The following is a 15,518-nucleotide window of genomic DNA, read 5'->3' as shown; positions in this document are numbered from 1 at the left end:
GGCCGCGCCGCGCACGTGGGCCTCGCCCCGGAACCCCGGTGCGGTTCCGGGGCGCAGCCTTGCCGTCAGCCGCCGTCCTCGGTGCGCCCGCGCCGGGACAGCCGGTACGCCACCCCGAGCGCCCCCGTGACGAACACCGCGCCCAGACCCACCCTGCCGAGGTCGATCCCGGCGAGCGTGCCGCCCTCGCCGGCGTGCACACCCCTGGGGTGGCGGCCGTGGTACCCCTCGGAGTGCCGTCCGGGCTCCTCGTCGATCGGAGAGGGCAGCGGCACCGGCGTACCGCCGACCACGGTCAGCACCGTGCTCCCGGTGGCGCCGTCACACGTGAACTCCACCCGGTACTCCGCCCCGACCCGCGCATCCCGGTCCACCACGGCCATCGCCGTCGACCGCTGCGGCGGGATGGTGACCGTGTCGAACACCGCCGAGGAGACCCTCGCCGGCCCTCTGCACCCCCCGTCGTCCCGCTCCACCCGCAACCCCACCGTGTCACCCGGCTCCACGATGTTCGGCTTCACCTCGAAACCGAACGGCGTGATGCCGCCGTCCAGGGCCGGGGCCCGTCCGACGTACGAGACGGCCGCCGGCGGGGCACCGGCGGCCGTCTCGGCACCGGCGACCGGTGCACTGGCGAAAGTGAGGGCGCCGGCGCCTGCCAGCGCGGCGGAAGCGACGCGTATCGCGTGCATGGTGAATCCTCCGGGTTCCGAGGAGCGGCTGCGGACCTGTTCCGCTCACGCCGTGAAAGCGCCTCGATGCCCGAAACGCTAGGAACCCGCGCCCCGGCGCGCGATCGCAGTAGAGCGAACGGGTCACACCCTTGATCCACCCGGGCGACACGCATGGCGCGGCGCCCGCCCTCCCGGCGGGATGCGTGTCAGGGGCTCAGATGTGCGGGAACAGGTAGCGGAACGGTTCCGCGGACTCCGCCGCGTCTCTGCTGTACGGGGCGTCGAAGTCTTAGATGAGGTAGAGGAGGAACGCGATCAGGGCCGAGAACACGCCGGCGAGGATGAGTTCGCGGCCGGTGCGGCGGATCTGGAGGGCGAAGATCATGCCGATGGTGACCACGGCTCCGGTGAGGAGGCCGAACCACACCACGCCCGGCATGGTGTTGCCGGTCGACTCCGCGCGGGCGGTGCGTGCCTGGTCGGCCGCGGTGACCTGGTCCACCAGGGGCTGGTAGGCCTGGGCCTCGAAGTCGGTGCGTGGCTCGTAGTCGGTGACGTCGCGGCGCAGCCGGTCCAGGAGTTCGGCGCCGCGCTCCGTCACCTCGCCCTTGTCGGCCATGCTGCGCCACTCCGTGGTGAGTACGTGCTCGACGCAGGCGTCGACGTCGTCACGGATGCGGTCGCGGACCTCGGCCGGGTAGACCCGTACCCGCTCCTTGATCTCGTGCAGCGCCGCGGCCTCCGCCCGCACATGGTCCTGCGCGGCGCTGCGGCCCTCCCAGACCCCCGCGATGGCGAGGCCCAGGACGATGGCGTACACCACGCCGATCCACATCGTCATGTACTCGATGACGTCCGGGGTTTCGCTGGTGTCCTCGACGTCGGCCGCCCTGCGGTGCCGTACGACGGTGATGACGACCACCACGAGACCGGCGGCCAGCATCGCGAGGGTGAGAACAAGCCATTCCGGCAAGGGATCCTCCAGAGTCGGTCGGGATCAGCGGGGACGCAGGGCGGCCACGGCGACCGCCGCGGGCGCCGTGATCAGCAGGACGAAGGTCAGCGGCGAGGTGGCACCGCGGGAGGGCCGGGTGGGTCTGGCCGGGCGGTGCGGCGGATAGTGCACCGGCGTCACGGACGGGCGGGGCTTGGGTTTGGCCGGCGGGGTGGGCGCCGGGGGCGGGGGCGGCGTGGGTCGTGGTGTGGGGGTCGGGCTGGGCAGGGGTGGCGCCGGGCGGGCCGCGGGCGGGGGCGGAGGAGTGGGCGTCGGCGTGGGGCTGGGTCTCGGCGGTGGCGGGGCCTTCGTGGGCGTGAGCTCGGGCGAGGGCGGCGCAGGAGGGGGCGGTGACGGTGTGGGGGTGGGTGTCGGGGTGGGCGTGGGGGACGACGGTGGGGAGCACGGCGGGACCGGCCAGGTCAGGCTGCCCGCGACCGCCACCGCCTCGGTGCCCTCCGGCCCCGTCGAGGCGTACGCGCAGGCGTCGGCCATCGCCGCGCCCGGCGCACCCAGCAGCGCCCAGACCAGCGCGGCCGCGGCCAACGCCCGTGCGGCGAGCGCGGATCGGGTCGGTACGAGTGCTTGCACGGCGAGGATCATGAGTCGAGCCGGACCGGGCCACGCCGGAGTGCGTCAGGATTGCCCCCGAATCAGGGAATGTCGCCGGAGAGGGGCAGGGGGCTCTCCAGGAGCAGGGCAGGGGGCTCCCGGGGAGCCGAGCACTCGCGCCTCAAAAGAAAATGGCGTCGCGTTGAACACAACAGGTGCTTCGGTGCGTACTCATCGTCGAGCGGCGGCACAGCAGGGCGCTGCAACACAACACCCTTGCGATGATGTGGAGTTGACGATGAAGACCTCCTGGCGGACCGCCTCGCTCGTGGCGAGCGCAGCGGCGGTGCTGGCCCTGACGACGGCCTGCGGTCAGGATGCTCCGCCGCCGGCCAGCAGCCAGAACGTGGGCGCGGCCGGATCCGGTGACTACGCCGGGGCCGGAAAGGCCCCCGGCGGCACGGCCGAGGCCTCGACCGCGCCGGACAACTCCGCCGGCAAGCTGACGGTGTCGGCCAACGCGGAGCTCGGCAAGGTGGTGACCGACGGTCTCGGCCGCACCCTGTACCGCTTCGACCAGGACGTCGCCGAGCCGCCCAAGTCCAACTGCGACGGCGACTGCGCCAAGACCTGGCCGCCGGTGCCCGCCGACGACGCCACGGCCGGCGAGGGAATCGACAAGTCCCTCCTCGGCGAGGTGACACGTGCCGACGGCACCAAGCAGCTCACCATCGGCGGCTGGCCCGCCTACCGCTACGTCAAGGACATCAACGCCGGTGACGTCAAGGGCCAGGGCGTGGGCGGCAAGTGGTACGCGCTGAACCCCGAGGGCAAGAAGGCGCAGGCGGCCGAGCAGTTCGGCCTGTCCACCCGCAAGGACCCGAAGCTCGGTGAGATCGTCGTCGACAAGAACGGCATGACGGTCTACCGCTTCATGAAGGACGAGGCCTGGCCGAAGCCCGTCTCCGCGTGCAAGGGCGAGTGCCTGCAGAAGTGGCCGGTGGTCTCGCCGGTGCCTTTCGAGGACACCAAGGGCATCCAGAAGAAGGGCTACATGACCTTCACCCGGCCCGACGGCGCCGACCAGCAGACCATCAACTGCTGGCCCATCTACACCTTCGCCGGTGACAAGAAGCCCGGCGACACCAACGGTCAGGGCGTCGGCGGCACCTGGTACGCCGTACGGCCCGACGGAAAGCCGGTCGGAGCGCAGGAGAAGTAGCAACCTCCCCAGGGTGTCGTCCACTCCGGCGCCCCCGGCCACGGCCCGCCCCCCGCGCATCGAGCGCGGGGGGCGGGCCGTTTTGCCGAGTAGGGCGGTGAAAGCGGCGGAACGGCCGAATGACCGGATTCTGCGTACTGATCCGGCATTCAGTACACGCACGTGCCGCTGGCAGTGACCGGGAACGGACGGTCGATTTCCGGTTCTGGTCGCCGCCCGGGCGGGCGATCAGTAGCCTCCTGTCGAACACCGGCTCGCCTACGCCTTGGAGTGATACATGGAGCGCCCCGCCTGGGCCCCACGGAGCATCGACATCACGGTGCCGAGCGTTGCCCGGATGTACGACTACTACCTGGGCGGATCGCACAACTTCGAGGTCGACCGGCAAGCGGCCCGCCGGGCCATGGAGTTCATGCCGGGACTGCCCAAGGTCATGCAGGCGAACCGGGCGTTCATGCGGCGGGCGGTGCGGTACGCCGTCGGCGAGGGCATCACCCAGTTCCTGGACATCGGCTCCGGAATCCCCACCTTCGGCAATGTGCACGAGGTGGCGCAGGAGGCCGATCCGCGGGCGCGGGTGATGTACGTCGACCACGACCCGGTCGCCGTGGCCCACAGCCAGGCGGTGTTGGAGGGAAACGACAACGCGGACATCCTCGCCGCGGACCTCCGCAAGCCCCGCGAGATCCTCGAAAGCTCCGAGGTGCACCGGCTGATCGACCTGAATCGGCCAGTCGCGCTGCTTCTCGTTGCCATACTGCACTTCGTGGAAGACGCGGACGACCCGTACTCGGCGGTGGCCGAACTGCGCGAGGCCCTCGCGCCCGGCAGCATGCTCGTGCTCACCCATGCCTCCTACGAGGGCATTCCGCTGCCGCCGGAGCGGGCCGGGGGAGCGGTGGACGTCTACAAGGCCATCCGCAATCCGCTGATCATGCGCTCGCGCGAGGAGATCGCGCGGTTCTTCGAGGGGTACGACATGGTGGAACCGGGACTTGTGCCGCCGCCGCGCTGGAGGCCGGACTCCCCGCCGGAGGACGAGGATCCGTTCGCGTTCTCCGGGTTCGCGGGCGTGGGGCGCAAGGCGTGAGCGCACAGCCGGACGGGCCGGAGGACAGACTGCGCCGGTTCACGACCATCTGGAGCCGGGCGGTCTTCCCGGTGACCTCGACGTCGTCGACCCGGGCCGAGCTGGAGGAGCAACTGCTCCCGGCGGCACGGCGGTTGGGCGAGGCGCTGCACGCCCGGGTGTTCGACCCGGAGGCCGGCCGGACGGCCGGCGCCGCCCTGGTGGAGGCGCACTGCACCGACCCGGACGCCCTCAGCCGCACCCTGGACTGCCTGGACTCCTACCTGGTGCTCTACTGCGGCGGCGACGGGGACTGCGAGGACCTGCGGGCGCGCTGCGCCCGGCTGCAGCACGCCCTGGCCGCCGGCTTCGCGGAGGCGCTGCGCCGGCGGACCCTGGCCGAGCAGGAGGCCATCGCCCAGGCCGCGTTGCGCGCCCAGGGCGTGGTGGCGCAGGCCCTGCACGCCACCGAGGCCCGGTTCCGCGCGGTGTTCGAGGGCGCGGCCATAGGGATCGGCATCGCCGACCTCGAGGGCAACGTGCTCCAGGTCAACGGGGCGCTGCTGCGCATGTTCGGGCAGTCCGAGCAGGCGCTGCGCGGCCGCAACGTCCTGCAGTGGACCCACCCCGACGACGCCCCGCAGGTCTGGAAGCTCTACGAGGAGCTGGTGCGCGGAGAACGCGACCACTACCACGTGGAGAAGGCCTTCTACCGGCCTGACGGAACGGTCCTGTGGACCAATCTGACGGTCTCCCTGCTGCGGGACGCCGACGGCAACCCGCAGTACCAGCTGGCCCTCATGGAGGACACCACCGAGCGCCGGCTGCTCAATCTGCGGCTGCGCTACGAGGCCACCCACGACGCGCTCACCGGCCTGCCCAACCGCACCTTCTTCTTCGAGCGGCTGGAGAAGGCGCTGGCCGCCGGCGAGGGCCAGCGCTTCGGGCTGTGCTACCTCGACCTGGACGGCTTCAAGACCGTCAACGACAGCCTCGGCCACGCGGCCGGCGACCGGCTGCTGGTCGAGGTCGCCGACCGGCTCCAGTCCTGCGCCACCGCGCCCGGCGAGATGGTCGCCCGGCTCGGCGGCGACGAGTTCGTCGCGCTGACCACCGGCCCCGACACCCGGCGCAAGGTCGACGAGCTCGCCGCCCGCATCATGAACGCGCTGCTCGCCCCCATCAGCATCGACGGCCGGGAACTGACCGTCCGCGGCAGCATCGGCATCGTCGAGGGGCCCGCGGGGGAGCGCAGCGCGGCGGAGGTGCTGCGCAGCGCGGACATCACCATGTACCGGGCCAAGTCCGCGGGCGGCAACCGCTTCGAGGTCGCCGACCCGGAGGCCGACGCCCGCGCCATCACCCGGCACGGGCTGACCACGGCGCTGCCCACCGCCCTGGAACGCGGCGAGTTCTTCATCGAGTACCAGCCGCTGGTGCACCTCGGCGACGGCAGTGTGCGCGGCGCCGAGGCCCTGGTGCGCTGGCTGCACCCGCAGCACGGCGTGCTCTCCCCGGACCGGTTCATCCCGCTCGCCGAGCACACCGGTCTGATCGTGCCGCTCGGCCGCTGGGTGCTGGAGCAGTCGGTGCGCCAGGCCCGCGCCTGGCAGGAGCGCAACGGCGGCACCGAGGCCACCGGTCCGCTCCGCATCAACGTCAACCTCTCGCCCTGCCAGCTCACCCACCCCGGACTGGTGCAGGACACTGTCGAGATCCTGGAACGCACCGGCGTGGAGCCGAGCGCCCTGTGCCTGGAGGTCACCGAGTCCGCCCTGATCGGCGCCGACGACGACCTGCTCAAACCGCTGCGCCGGCTGGCCGAGATGGGAGTCGACATCGCCCTGGACGACTTCGGCACCGGCTACTCCAACCTCGCCAATCTGCGCCGCCTGCCGGTGAGAGTGCTCAAGCTGGACCGCTCCTTCACCCAGAGCATGCAGCAGTTCCCGGCCGACCCGGTCGACCTGAAGATCGTGGAGGGCATCGTCTCCCTCGCCCACAGCCTCGACCTCGCGGTCACCGTGGAGGGCGTGGAGACCGGGGCCCAGGCCGAGCAGCTGCGGATACTGGGGTGCGACACGGCCCAGGGCTGGTACTACGCCCGGCCGGGTCCCCCCGAGCGGCTGCACGAGCTGACCCTGGCGGACGCGACCTCCTGAAAGGCGTCCCCGGCGGCATCGGCGGGGATTCACCGCTCCAGGAGCATCCGCTGCAGCTCGCGTGCGGCCCGCGGCGGGGCCACGTCGCTGCGGTGCGCCAGGGCGATGGTGCGATGCAGTCCCGGCCGCGCCAGCGGGGTGACCCGCAGCCCGCGCCCGGCGCGGGAGGCGACCATGCGCGGCACCACGGCGATGCCCAGACCGGCCCGGACGAATCCCAGCACCGCGTCCATCTCGCCGCCCTCCACCGCGAAGGACGGCTCGAAGCCGGCCGAGCGGCACGCCGCGACGGTCAGCTCGCGCAGGTCGTAGCCGTGGCGGAACATCACAAGGCGCTCGCCCTCCAGGTCGGCGATGCGCACCGAGCGCCGGCCCCGGCCCGGCCTGGGCGCGTCCGGGGAGGACACCACCACCAGGTCCTCCCGCAGCAGCTCCACGGTGGTCAGCGCCGGTGACGGCGTCGGCAGCGGCAGCACCACCAGCGCCAGGTCCAGCGCACCGCGCGCCAGCTCGCGCACCAGATCGTGCGAACCGCTCTCCTCGATCAGCAGCCGGATGCCCGGATAGCGGTCGTGGAAGGCCCGCAGCACATCCGGCAGCAGACCCGTGCACAGACTCGGCGTCGCCCCCAGCCGCACCCGCCCGCTGCGCAGCTGCACCAGCTCCTGCACCTCGTGCCGGGCGGTCTCCGCGTCGGCCAGGATCCGCCGGGCCAGCGGCAGCAGCGCCTCACCCGCGTCGGTCAGCGTGATGTTGCCCCGCGCGCGCAGGAACAGATCCGCGCCCAGCTCCCGCTCCAGCGCCTTGATCTGCTGCGACAGCGACGGCTGCGCCACATGCACCGCCTCGGCCGCCCGTGTGAAGTGCCGGGTCTCGGCGACCGCCACGAAGTACTGGAGCTGCTGGAACTGCATGCCCGCCATCGTAGCCCTTCCATAGGCAGTGCCTATCGGAACGAGCTGTACCATGTCTTGGACTGATAGGGCCTTTCGGCCCTAGCGTCTGATGACATGGCTCTGGCAACGCGGACGGACCGACGGCCGTCCATGGCACGCACCGTGTGGGACTCGACCGTCGGCAAGAAGACCGTGATGGCGGTCAGTGGACTGATCATGCTGCTGTACCTGGTCGTCCACATGCTCGGCAATCTGAAGATCTTCTTCGGGGCGGGCGAGTTCAACCACTACGCTCACTGGCTGCGCACCATCGGCGAGCCCTTCATGCACTACGAGTGGACGCTCTGGCTCGTCCGCGTCGTCCTCGTCCTCGCCGTCGTCGCGCACGCCGTCTCCGCGTACCAGCTCAGCCGCCGCGACATCAAGGCGCGCCCGAGCAAGTACGTGCACAGCAAGCCCCGGGCCAGCTATGCGACGCGCACCATGCGCTGGGGCGGGATCATCCTCGGTCTGTTCATCCTCTGGCACATCCTCGACCTGACCACCGGCACCGTGCACTCCGGCGGCTTCGAGAGCGGCAAGCCCTACCAGAACGTCGTGGACACCTTCTCCACCTGGTACGGCAACGCCATCTACATCGTCGCGATGCTCGCCGTCGGCCTGCACATCCGGCACGGCTTCTGGGCCGCCGCCCAGACCCTCGGCGTCGGCAGCCGCACCCGCGACCGCGCCCTGAAGACCGTCGCCAACGTCCTCGCGCTGCTGCTCACGGCCGGCTTCGTCGCCGTGCCCGTGGGCGTCATGACCGGAGTGGTGAACTGACCCATGACTTCCTACGCCGACTACACGACCGGCGAGCCGGTCGCCGACACCAAGGCCCCCGCCGGCCCCATCCACGAGCGCTGGGACAAGCGCCGCTTCGAGGCCAAGCTGGTCAACCCCGCCAACCGGCGCAAGCACACCATCATCGTGGTGGGCACCGGCCTCGCGGGCGGCTCGGCCGGCGCCACCCTCGCCGAACAGGGCTACAAGGTCATCCAGTTCTGCTACCAGGACTCCCCGCGCCGCGCCCACTCCATCGCCGCGCAGGGCGGCATCAACGCCGCCAAGAACTACCGCAACGACGGCGACTCGATCCACCGCCTGTTCTACGACACCGTCAAGGGCGGCGATTTCCGCGCCCGCGAGTCCAATGTGCACCGCCTGGCGCAGATCTCCGTCGAGATCATCGACCAGTGCGTGGCCCAGGGCGTGCCCTTCGCCCGCGAGTACGGCGGCCTGCTGGACACCCGCTCCTTCGGCGGCGTCCAGGTCTCCCGCACCTTCTACGCCCGCGGCCAGACGGGCCAGCAGCTCCTCCTCGGCGCCTACCAGGCCCTCAGCCGGCAGATCGCCGCGGGCCAGGTGGAGATGCACCCGCGCACCGAGATGCTCGACCTGATCGTCATCGACGGACGCGCCCGCGGCATCGTCGCCCGGGACCTGATCACCGGGAAGATCGACACCTACTTCGCGGACGCCGTCGTCCTGGCCAGCGGCGGGTACGGCAACGTCTTCTACCTGTCGACGAACGCCATGAACTCCAACGCGACCGCCATCTGGCGGGCGCACCGGCGCGGCGCCTACTTCGCCAACCCCTGCTTCACCCAGATCCACCCCACCTGCATCCCGCGCACCGGCGACCACCAGTCCAAGCTCACCCTGATGAGCGAGTCGCTGCGCAACGACGGCCGCATCTGGGTGCCCAAGGCCAAGGGCGACACCCGGCCGCCGAACCAGATCCCCGAGGACGAGCGCGACTACTACCTGGAGCGCATCTACCCGTCCTTCGGCAACCTGGTCCCCCGGGACATCGCCTCCCGCGCCGCGAAGAACGTCTGCGACGAGGGCAGGGGAGTGGGCCCCGGCGGTCAGGGCGTCTACCTGGACTTCGCCGACGCCATCAAGCGCATGGGCCGCAAGGCGGTCGAGGCCAAGTACGGCAACCTCTTCGACATGTACCAGCGGATCACCGACGAGGATCCGTACGAGGTGCCGATGCGGATCTACCCCGCCGTGCACTACACGATGGGCGGCCTGTGGGTCGACTACGACCTGCAGACCACCATCCCGGGCCTGTTCGCCATCGGCGAGGCCAACTTCTCCGACCACGGCGCCAACCGGCTCGGCGCGTCCGCGCTGATGCAGGGCCTGGCCGACGGCTACTTCGTGCTGCCCGCCACCATCAACGACTACCTGGCGCGCAACCCGCACAAGGACGACGTCGACGCCTCGCACCCCGTGGTCCGCGAGGTCGTCTCCGAGACCGAGGAGCGGCTGCGCAGGCTGCTCGCCGTCGACGGCGACCGCACGCCGGACTCCTTCCACCGCGAACTCGGCGAGCTGATGTGGGAGTTCTGCGGCATGGCGCGCAACGACACCGGCCTGCGCAAGGCCCTGGAGCGCATCCCGCAGATCCGCGAGGAGTTCTGGCGGCGCATCAAGGTCCCCGGCACCGGCGAGGAGTTCAACCAGTCGCTGGAGAAGGCCAACCGCATCGTGGACTACCTGGAGCTCGCCGAGCTGATGTGCCTCGACGCGCTGCACCGCACGGAGTCCTGCGGCGGCCACTTCCGGGAGGAGTCCCAGACACCCGACGGCGAGGCGGCCCGCAAGGACGACGAGTTCGCCTACGCGGCCGCCTGGGAGTTCACCGCCACGGGCTCCGCCCCCGTCCTGCACAAGGAAGACCTGGTCTTCGAGTACGTCCACCCCACTCAGCGGAGCTACGCATGAAGCTCACCCTGCGCGTCTGGCGGCAGAAGAACGCCGACGCCGAAGGTGCCATGTCCACGTACGAGGTGGACGGCATCTCGCCCGACATGTCGTTCCTGGAGATGCTCGACACGCTCAACGAGGAACTCATCCTGCGCGGTGAGGACCCCGTGGCCTTCGACCACGACTGCCGCGAGGGCATCTGCGGCGCCTGCTCACTGGTCATCAACGGCGAGGCGCACGGCCCCGAGCGGACCACCACGTGCCAGCTGCACATGAGGGCCTTCAAGGACGGCGACACCATCGACATCGAGCCGTGGCGGGCCGCCGCCTTCCCGGTGATCAAGGACCTGGTGGTGGACCGGTCGGCGTTCGACCGGATCATCCAGGCCGGCGGCTACATCACGGCACCGACCGGCTCCGCGCCGGAGGCGCACGCCACCCCGGTGCCCAAGCCGGACGCCGACTACGCCTTCGAGCACGCCGAGTGCATCGGCTGCGGCGCCTGCGTGGCCGCCTGCCCCAACGGCGCGGCGATGCTGTTCACCTCGGCCAAGATCAACCACCTCAATGTGCTGCCGCAGGGCGCCCCGGAGCGGGAGACCCGCGTGCTGGACATGGTGGCGCAGATGGACGAGGAGGGCTTCGGCGGCTGCACCCTCACCGGGGAGTGCGCCACCGCCTGCCCCAAGGGCATCCCGCTGACGTCCATCACCAGCATGAACAAGGAGTGGCTGCGCGCCACCCGCAAGGCCGGCAAGCGGTGACCCGGAAGCCGGCGGGCCGCCGCGGCGGCTGACCACAGACGTTCGCCGAACGGTGCGGACGGGCGGGGCCGGGTGTGGTGCTCATCCCGGCCCCGTCTGGATTCCCGGGGCGTTCAGGGCGCGATGTTGTGGTTGAGGCGGAACAGATTCCCGGGGTCGTAGCGCCGCTTCAGCGCGGTCAGCCGGGCGTGGTTGTCCCGGTAGTTGGCGGCGACGCGGTCCTGGTCGTCACCGTCCATGAAGTTGACATAGCCGCCGCCCAGGGAATGCGGTTCCAGCGCCCTGTGGAAGGCCCGCACCCACGGCTTGTGCGCCTCGCAGTCCTCGGCGGTGGCGAGTGTCGGGCTGAGCGCGACCGAGTAGTCGGCGTCCCGGAAGGAGAAGGCGGTGTCCCGCGGCGCCACCCGGTGGCAGGCCCCGTCCAGCGGGAAGACGGCCGTCACGCTCTGCACGGACGGCGTGGTGGCGCCGTACTCCACGAACGCGTCGAGCGCGCCGTCCGGCAGGCCCCGGGTGAAGGAACCCTTCCAGTAGTGGAACAGCCCGGCCGGCACCAGCTCGTCGAAGAGCGTGTTGACCACCGGATACGGGATACGGTCCACATGCTGTCCCAGAATGGGGCCCAGTGCGGCCAGGCGGGCGCGGATCTCGTCGTCGTCCTCCTCGGGTCCGCTGAAGCAGGTGACCACCCCGCACAGCGGACGCCCGTGCCAGTGTGCGGGCAGGAACGGCACCGGCGGTCCCAGTCCCACGACCAGCACCGAGCCGAGATTCTCGGGCGAGTCGGCCACCAGCTCCCGGTAGCGGCGCAGCACCTCGGTGTCCAGCGGATAGAACGTCGCTCCGCCGAGGATGTCCGCCACGGGATGCAGCCGGAAGCTGAAGGAGGTGACCACGCCGAAGTTGCCGCCGCCTCCGCGCACCGCCCACAGCAGATCGGCGTTCCGCTCCGGCGTGCAGGTCAGGAAGGAGCCGTCGGCCGTCACCAGGTCCACCGACTCGAGGTTGTCGCAGGCCAGGCCGCACCGCCGGGACAGATGGCCCATGCCCCCGCCGGTGGTCAGCCCGCCCACCCCGGTGGTGGAGACGATGCCGCCGGTGGTGGCCAGCCCGAAGGCGTGCGTGGCGTGGTTGACGTCCGCCCAGGTGGCGCCGCCCTCGACCCGGGCGGTGCGCGCGTCGGGATCGACCCGGATCCCGCGCATCCGGCCGAGGTCGAGCACCACGCCGTCGTCGCAGGTGCCGTAGCCGGCGACGCTGTGGCTGCCGCCCCGCACCGCCAGCGGCAGCCCCTCCTCACGGGCCAGGCCCACGGTGGCGACGACGTCTCCGGCGTCGGCGGCCCGCACCACCAGCGCGGGGCGTTTGTCGTGCATGGCGTTGTACACCCGGCGTGCCTCGTCGTAGCCGGGGTCGCGGGGCCGCACGATCTCACCGTGCACGGCGTCGCGCAGCCGATCCGCCAGCCGGTCGTCCACGGCCGGCACCGAGATGGTCATGGCCGTCACCCGCTCTCGTCTCCGGATCGGAAGAACTCACACCACCGGTGTACGCGCGGGGGCGGCCCCGTCTCATCGGGGGAACGGCTCATTCTCGTCAGGCGGGTATGGGCGGAACGGCCCATGCCGTGCGTGGATCAGGCCAGCCCGTGCCGGTAGGCGTACGCCGTCGCCGCCGCCCGCGAGGACACATCCAGCTTGGCGAAGATGTTGTTCAGATGGCGGGCGACGGTGTGCTCGCTGATCACCAGCTCCGCGGCGGCGGACCGGTTGGTCTCACCCCGGGCGACCAGGCGCAGCACCTGGATCTCGCGCTCCGTCAGACCACCGGGCCGGGGGCGCGCTCCGGCCAGCAGCGCCGCCGCCCGGCGCGCGTCCGGCAGGGCGCCCAGCCGCTCGAAGATCTCATGGGCCGCCCGCCACTCCATCCGGGCACCCTCCTCGTCACCGGCCACACGGTCGGCCTCCGCCAGCGCCATCCGCACCTGGGCGGCCTCGTAGGGGACGTCCAGCTCCAGCCAGAGGGCCAGGGCCCGGCGCAGCAGCGGCAGCGCGCGGTCGAGGTCATGGGCGGCCAGGGCCACCGCTCCCTGAGCCGCATCGGCGCTCGCATGCACCGGCGTCGACCGTGAGCCGCGACGCCGCTGCCACTGCCCGGCCAGGCCGGTCAGCTCCCCGGCGGCGGTGCGGGCCTCGTCGAGGCGGTCCATGGCCAGGGCCACCTCCACCTGGGCGGCGAGCAGCCGGCACCGCTCGACACCGCCGTCCCCCTCCCACGCCAGGGCCGCCCGCAGTGCGCCGGCCGCGGACTCCGCGTGGCCCTCGGCCAGATGCAGCAGCGCCAGACCCGGCTGCGGATCGGCACCCAGCTCGTGCGCCCGGCGATACGCCTCCCGCGCCGCGGTGTACTCGCCGCGCCGCCGTCGGACGTCCCCCAGCAGACAGAACGCCCGCCCGGCCACCGGCCGTTCGTTGCGCAGCAGCTCCTCGCAGGTGCGCGCCCCCTCGGCCAGCGCCCCGGTCCAGTCGCCGCGCAGCTCCAGCACCTCGGCCCGGTGCACCCGGCACAGGCCCCGGAAGTTGTTCTCCGCCGGCATGGAGGCGCACCAGTCCATCGCCGCCTCGGTCCACTCGGCGGCGCGTTCCACATCCGCGCAGGCCATGCACCGCTGCAGACCGAGACAGTAGATCCAGCCGGTGAAGAACGAGCTGAGCTCGCCCGCCATCACCGCGCACATCGCCTCGTCGAGCACCTCAAGACCCTCGGCCATCCGGCCCTGGGCCATCAGCACTCCGGCCTGCGCCTGCACGCTCATGGCGAGCAGGTCCGCGCTGCCGCAGCGCTGGGCGATCCGGCCCATGCCGCCGGCCGTCTCCATCGCCGCGGCGAAGTCACCGCGCTCCTGGGCCCGCTCCGTGTCGACCCATGCCAGATAGCACTGCTCCACGCAGTCGGGCTGATCGCACAGATGCCGGCGGGCGCGACGCAGCCAGCCGGCGGCCACCGCGGACCGTCCGGCGAGCATGTGCTCGTAGTACAGCAGCCAGGCCATGAGACCGGCCCGCCGCTCGGCGCCCGCCGAGGCGTACCCGGCGTGGGCCCGCGTCCGGCGGTCGATCGACTCCTCGATGTGCCCGCCCCACCAGGCGGCGTCCGCGAAGACGGCCCAGTCGTCGGGGACGAGGCGGGCGGGATCCAGACGGTGCAGCAGGCCATAGGCCTCGGCCCATGCCTCCCGGGCCGCCGCGTCGCGCGCCCGGTGCAGTGCGTCCGCGTCCCCCGCGCGGGAGGTGCGCCGGACCGGCCCGGGCGCTCGCCGGGTGTCGGTGCTTCGCTCGGTCACACGCGGCTCCCTTCCCGCTCGCCGCGAGCAGGAGTGCCTGCCCTCAGGATATGCCGGTCCGGGACCGGAGATTCCCGGACGCCGGCACCTGTCTAGGCTGGGCGGCGTGACCGACAGCAGCAGGCGGCCGCTGGCCGTGTTCGATCTGGACAACACGCTCGCCGGCACCGCGCACCGGCAGCACTTCCTCGAGCGCAGGCCACGCGACTGGGACGGCTTCTTCGCCGCCGCCTCGCAGGATCCGCCGCTCGCCGAGGGCGTCGCCATGGCGCGGGAGAGCGCCCGCGAGTGCGAGATCGTCTACCTCACCGGGCGCCCCGAGCGCTGCCGCCAGGACACGCTGGACTGGCTGCGGAAGCACGGTCTGCCCGAGGGCACCCTGCACATGCGCGGCAACGCCGACCGCCGGCCCGCCCGCTGCACCAAGCTCGCCGTGCTGCGCCGGCTCGCCCGCAACCGGGAGGTCAGGGTGCTTGTCGACGACGACGAGCTGGTCTGCGAGGACGCCCGGCGGGCCGGATTCACCGTGCTGCACGCCCGCTGGGCGACCCCGTCGGACGCGCTCGAGGCCGCCCAGGAGCGCGAGGGCCGCACCTGACACCGTGCCGCGGCCGGCGGGCTGCCGTACCCGACGCTGGGCCCACCGCCGGGCGGCCCGCGCGGACTACTCGGTCTCCTCCAGGCGGAAGCCGACCTTGAGGCCCACCTGCCAGTGCGCGATCCGGCCGTCCTCGATCTGGCCGCGTACCTGGGTCACCTCGAACCAGTCCAGGTTGCGCAGCGTCTGCGAGGCGCGCTCGATGCCGTTGCGGACGGCCTGGTCGACCCCGTCGGGCGAGGTGCCGTAGATCTCGGTGACCCGGTAGGTGTGGTTCGACATGCGGGTGCTCCTCTCCGTGGCGGCTCCCACCGACCCCGGCGGTGCCACCTGTGTCACACGTCACTCCACCGTGCCCCAAGCCGTGGCCGGGCGCGAGACGTCGGCTCCGTTCGCCCGACGGCCCTTGACCCTGCACATTGGTCCATACCAAGATGCGTGAAACCCGTACGAGCGCGCGCCCGCTCTCCCCCCACGTCGGGACCAC

The 15,518-nt window shown here is 71.9% G+C and carries 13 protein-coding genes and 1 pseudogene; 7 read left to right on the top strand and 7 right to left on the bottom strand.

Annotation, left to right across the window (positions count from 1 at the left end; translation table 11 throughout):
• Positions 1-65: 65 nt before the first annotated feature.
• From ABD198_RS15040 to ABD198_RS15030, 3 genes and pseudogenes are all read right to left on the bottom strand, one after another.
• Entirely contained in the window at positions 66-692 is a 627-nt protein-coding gene (locus ABD198_RS15040; RefSeq protein ID WP_344001326.1) for a hypothetical protein, read from the bottom strand.
• A 196-nt stretch (positions 693-888) separates the two neighbouring features.
• Positions 889-1,617: pseudogene (locus ABD198_RS15035) on the bottom strand (bestrophin-like domain).
• 54 nt (positions 1,618-1,671) lie between these two features.
• Positions 1,672-2,259 carry a hypothetical protein gene (locus tag ABD198_RS15030; RefSeq protein ID WP_344001324.1) on the bottom strand — a complete coding sequence of 196 codons (588 nt, stop codon included), beginning with the start codon at positions 2,257-2,259 and terminating at the stop codon, positions 1,672-1,674.
• A 259-nt stretch (positions 2,260-2,518) separates the two neighbouring features.
• On the opposite strand from ABD198_RS15030, the gene ABD198_RS15025 reads away from it, so the two are divergent.
• From ABD198_RS15025 to ABD198_RS15015, 3 genes are all read left to right on the top strand, one after another.
• The gene (locus tag ABD198_RS15025; RefSeq protein WP_344001360.1) at positions 2,519-3,442 is read left to right on the top strand and encodes an SCO0930 family lipoprotein; all 924 of its coding nucleotides are present in this window, start codon (positions 2,519-2,521) and stop codon (positions 3,440-3,442) included.
• 277 nt (positions 3,443-3,719) lie between these two features.
• A complete protein-coding gene (locus tag ABD198_RS15020; RefSeq protein WP_344001322.1) occupies positions 3,720-4,532 on the top strand; it encodes an SAM-dependent methyltransferase in 813 nt (270 codons plus the stop codon).
• Positions 4,529-6,673, top strand: a complete 2,145-nt coding sequence (locus ABD198_RS15015; protein ID WP_344001320.1) for a putative bifunctional diguanylate cyclase/phosphodiesterase — start codon at positions 4,529-4,531, stop codon at positions 6,671-6,673. The genes ABD198_RS15020 and ABD198_RS15015 overlap by 4 nt, the downstream gene beginning before the upstream one ends.
• A 29-nt stretch (positions 6,674-6,702) precedes the next feature.
• Here the strand turns inward: ABD198_RS15015 and ABD198_RS15010 are convergent, their stop codons facing one another.
• Positions 6,703-7,587, bottom strand: a complete 885-nt coding sequence (locus ABD198_RS15010) for a LysR family transcriptional regulator (protein ID WP_344001318.1) — start codon at positions 7,585-7,587, stop codon at positions 6,703-6,705.
• 132 nt (positions 7,588-7,719) lie between these two features.
• On the opposite strand from ABD198_RS15010, the gene ABD198_RS15005 reads away from it, so the two are divergent.
• From ABD198_RS15005 to ABD198_RS14995, 3 genes are read left to right on the top strand one after another with little or no spacing between them, the layout of a single operon-like run.
• Positions 7,720-8,391, top strand: a complete 672-nt coding sequence (locus tag ABD198_RS15005; RefSeq protein ID WP_344001316.1) for a succinate dehydrogenase — start codon at positions 7,720-7,722, stop codon at positions 8,389-8,391.
• A gap of 3 nt (positions 8,392-8,394) precedes the next feature.
• Positions 8,395-10,344 carry a fumarate reductase/succinate dehydrogenase flavoprotein subunit gene (locus tag ABD198_RS15000; RefSeq protein ID WP_344001314.1) on the top strand — a complete coding sequence of 650 codons (1,950 nt, stop codon included), beginning with the start codon at positions 8,395-8,397 and terminating at the stop codon, positions 10,342-10,344.
• Entirely contained in the window at positions 10,341-11,090 is a 750-nt protein-coding gene (locus tag ABD198_RS14995; RefSeq protein WP_344001312.1) for a succinate dehydrogenase/fumarate reductase iron-sulfur subunit, read from the top strand. Before ABD198_RS15000 ends, ABD198_RS14995 begins: the two co-directional genes overlap by 4 nt.
• Positions 11,091-11,203: 113 nt before the next feature.
• On the opposite strand, the gene ABD198_RS14990 is transcribed toward ABD198_RS14995, so the two are convergent.
• Positions 11,204-12,589, bottom strand: coding sequence for an FAD-binding oxidoreductase (locus ABD198_RS14990; RefSeq protein WP_344001310.1), 1,386 nt, complete (start codon positions 12,587-12,589; stop codon positions 11,204-11,206).
• Positions 12,590-12,726: 137 nt separating this feature from the next.
• Positions 12,727-14,433, bottom strand: a complete 1,707-nt coding sequence (locus tag ABD198_RS14985; RefSeq protein ID WP_344001308.1) for a LuxR C-terminal-related transcriptional regulator — start codon at positions 14,431-14,433, stop codon at positions 12,727-12,729.
• A 106-nt stretch (positions 14,434-14,539) separates the two neighbouring features.
• Here ABD198_RS14985 and ABD198_RS14980 point away from each other — a divergent pair, with 106 nt between their 5' ends.
• Positions 14,540-15,031 (top strand): phosphatase domain-containing protein, encoded by a 492-nt coding sequence (locus ABD198_RS14980; protein ID WP_344001306.1) that lies wholly within the window; start codon positions 14,540-14,542, stop codon positions 15,029-15,031.
• A gap of 66 nt (positions 15,032-15,097) precedes the next feature.
• On the opposite strand, the gene ABD198_RS14975 is transcribed toward ABD198_RS14980, so the two are convergent.
• Entirely contained in the window at positions 15,098-15,313 is a 216-nt protein-coding gene (locus ABD198_RS14975) for a dodecin (RefSeq protein ID WP_344001304.1), read from the bottom strand.
• Positions 15,314-15,518: the final 205 nt, after the last annotated feature.

The sequence above is a fragment of the Streptomyces thermocarboxydovorans genome (assembly GCF_039524635.1).
Classification (GTDB): domain Bacteria; phylum Actinomycetota; class Actinomycetes; order Streptomycetales; family Streptomycetaceae; genus Streptomyces; species Streptomyces thermocarboxydovorans.
This window is presented reverse-complemented; position numbering and strand designations above follow the sequence as displayed.

Excerpts from the sequence above, each read along its gene's own strand:
- ABD198_RS15040 (WP_344001326.1), bottom strand. The coding sequence starts at position 692 with ATGCACGCGATACGCGTCGCTTCCGCCGCGCTGGCAGGCGCCGGCGCC.
- ABD198_RS15025 (WP_344001360.1), top strand. The coding sequence starts at position 2,519 with ATGAAGACCTCCTGGCGGACCGCCTCGCTCGTGGCGAGCGCAGCGGCG.
- ABD198_RS15020 (WP_344001322.1), top strand. The coding sequence starts at position 3,720 with ATGGAGCGCCCCGCCTGGGCCCCACGGAGCATCGACATCACGGTGCCG.
- ABD198_RS15010 (WP_344001318.1), bottom strand. The coding sequence starts at position 7,587 with ATGCAGTTCCAGCAGCTCCAGTACTTCGTGGCGGTCGCCGAGACCCGG.
- ABD198_RS15005 (WP_344001316.1), top strand. The coding sequence starts at position 7,720 with ATGGCACGCACCGTGTGGGACTCGACCGTCGGCAAGAAGACCGTGATG.
- ABD198_RS15000 (WP_344001314.1), top strand. The coding sequence starts at position 8,395 with ATGACTTCCTACGCCGACTACACGACCGGCGAGCCGGTCGCCGACACC.
- ABD198_RS14995 (WP_344001312.1), top strand. The coding sequence starts at position 10,341 with ATGAAGCTCACCCTGCGCGTCTGGCGGCAGAAGAACGCCGACGCCGAA.
- ABD198_RS14990 (WP_344001310.1), bottom strand. The coding sequence starts at position 12,589 with ATGACCATCTCGGTGCCGGCCGTGGACGACCGGCTGGCGGATCGGCTG.
- ABD198_RS14975 (WP_344001304.1), bottom strand. The coding sequence starts at position 15,313 with ATGTCGAACCACACCTACCGGGTCACCGAGATCTACGGCACCTCGCCC.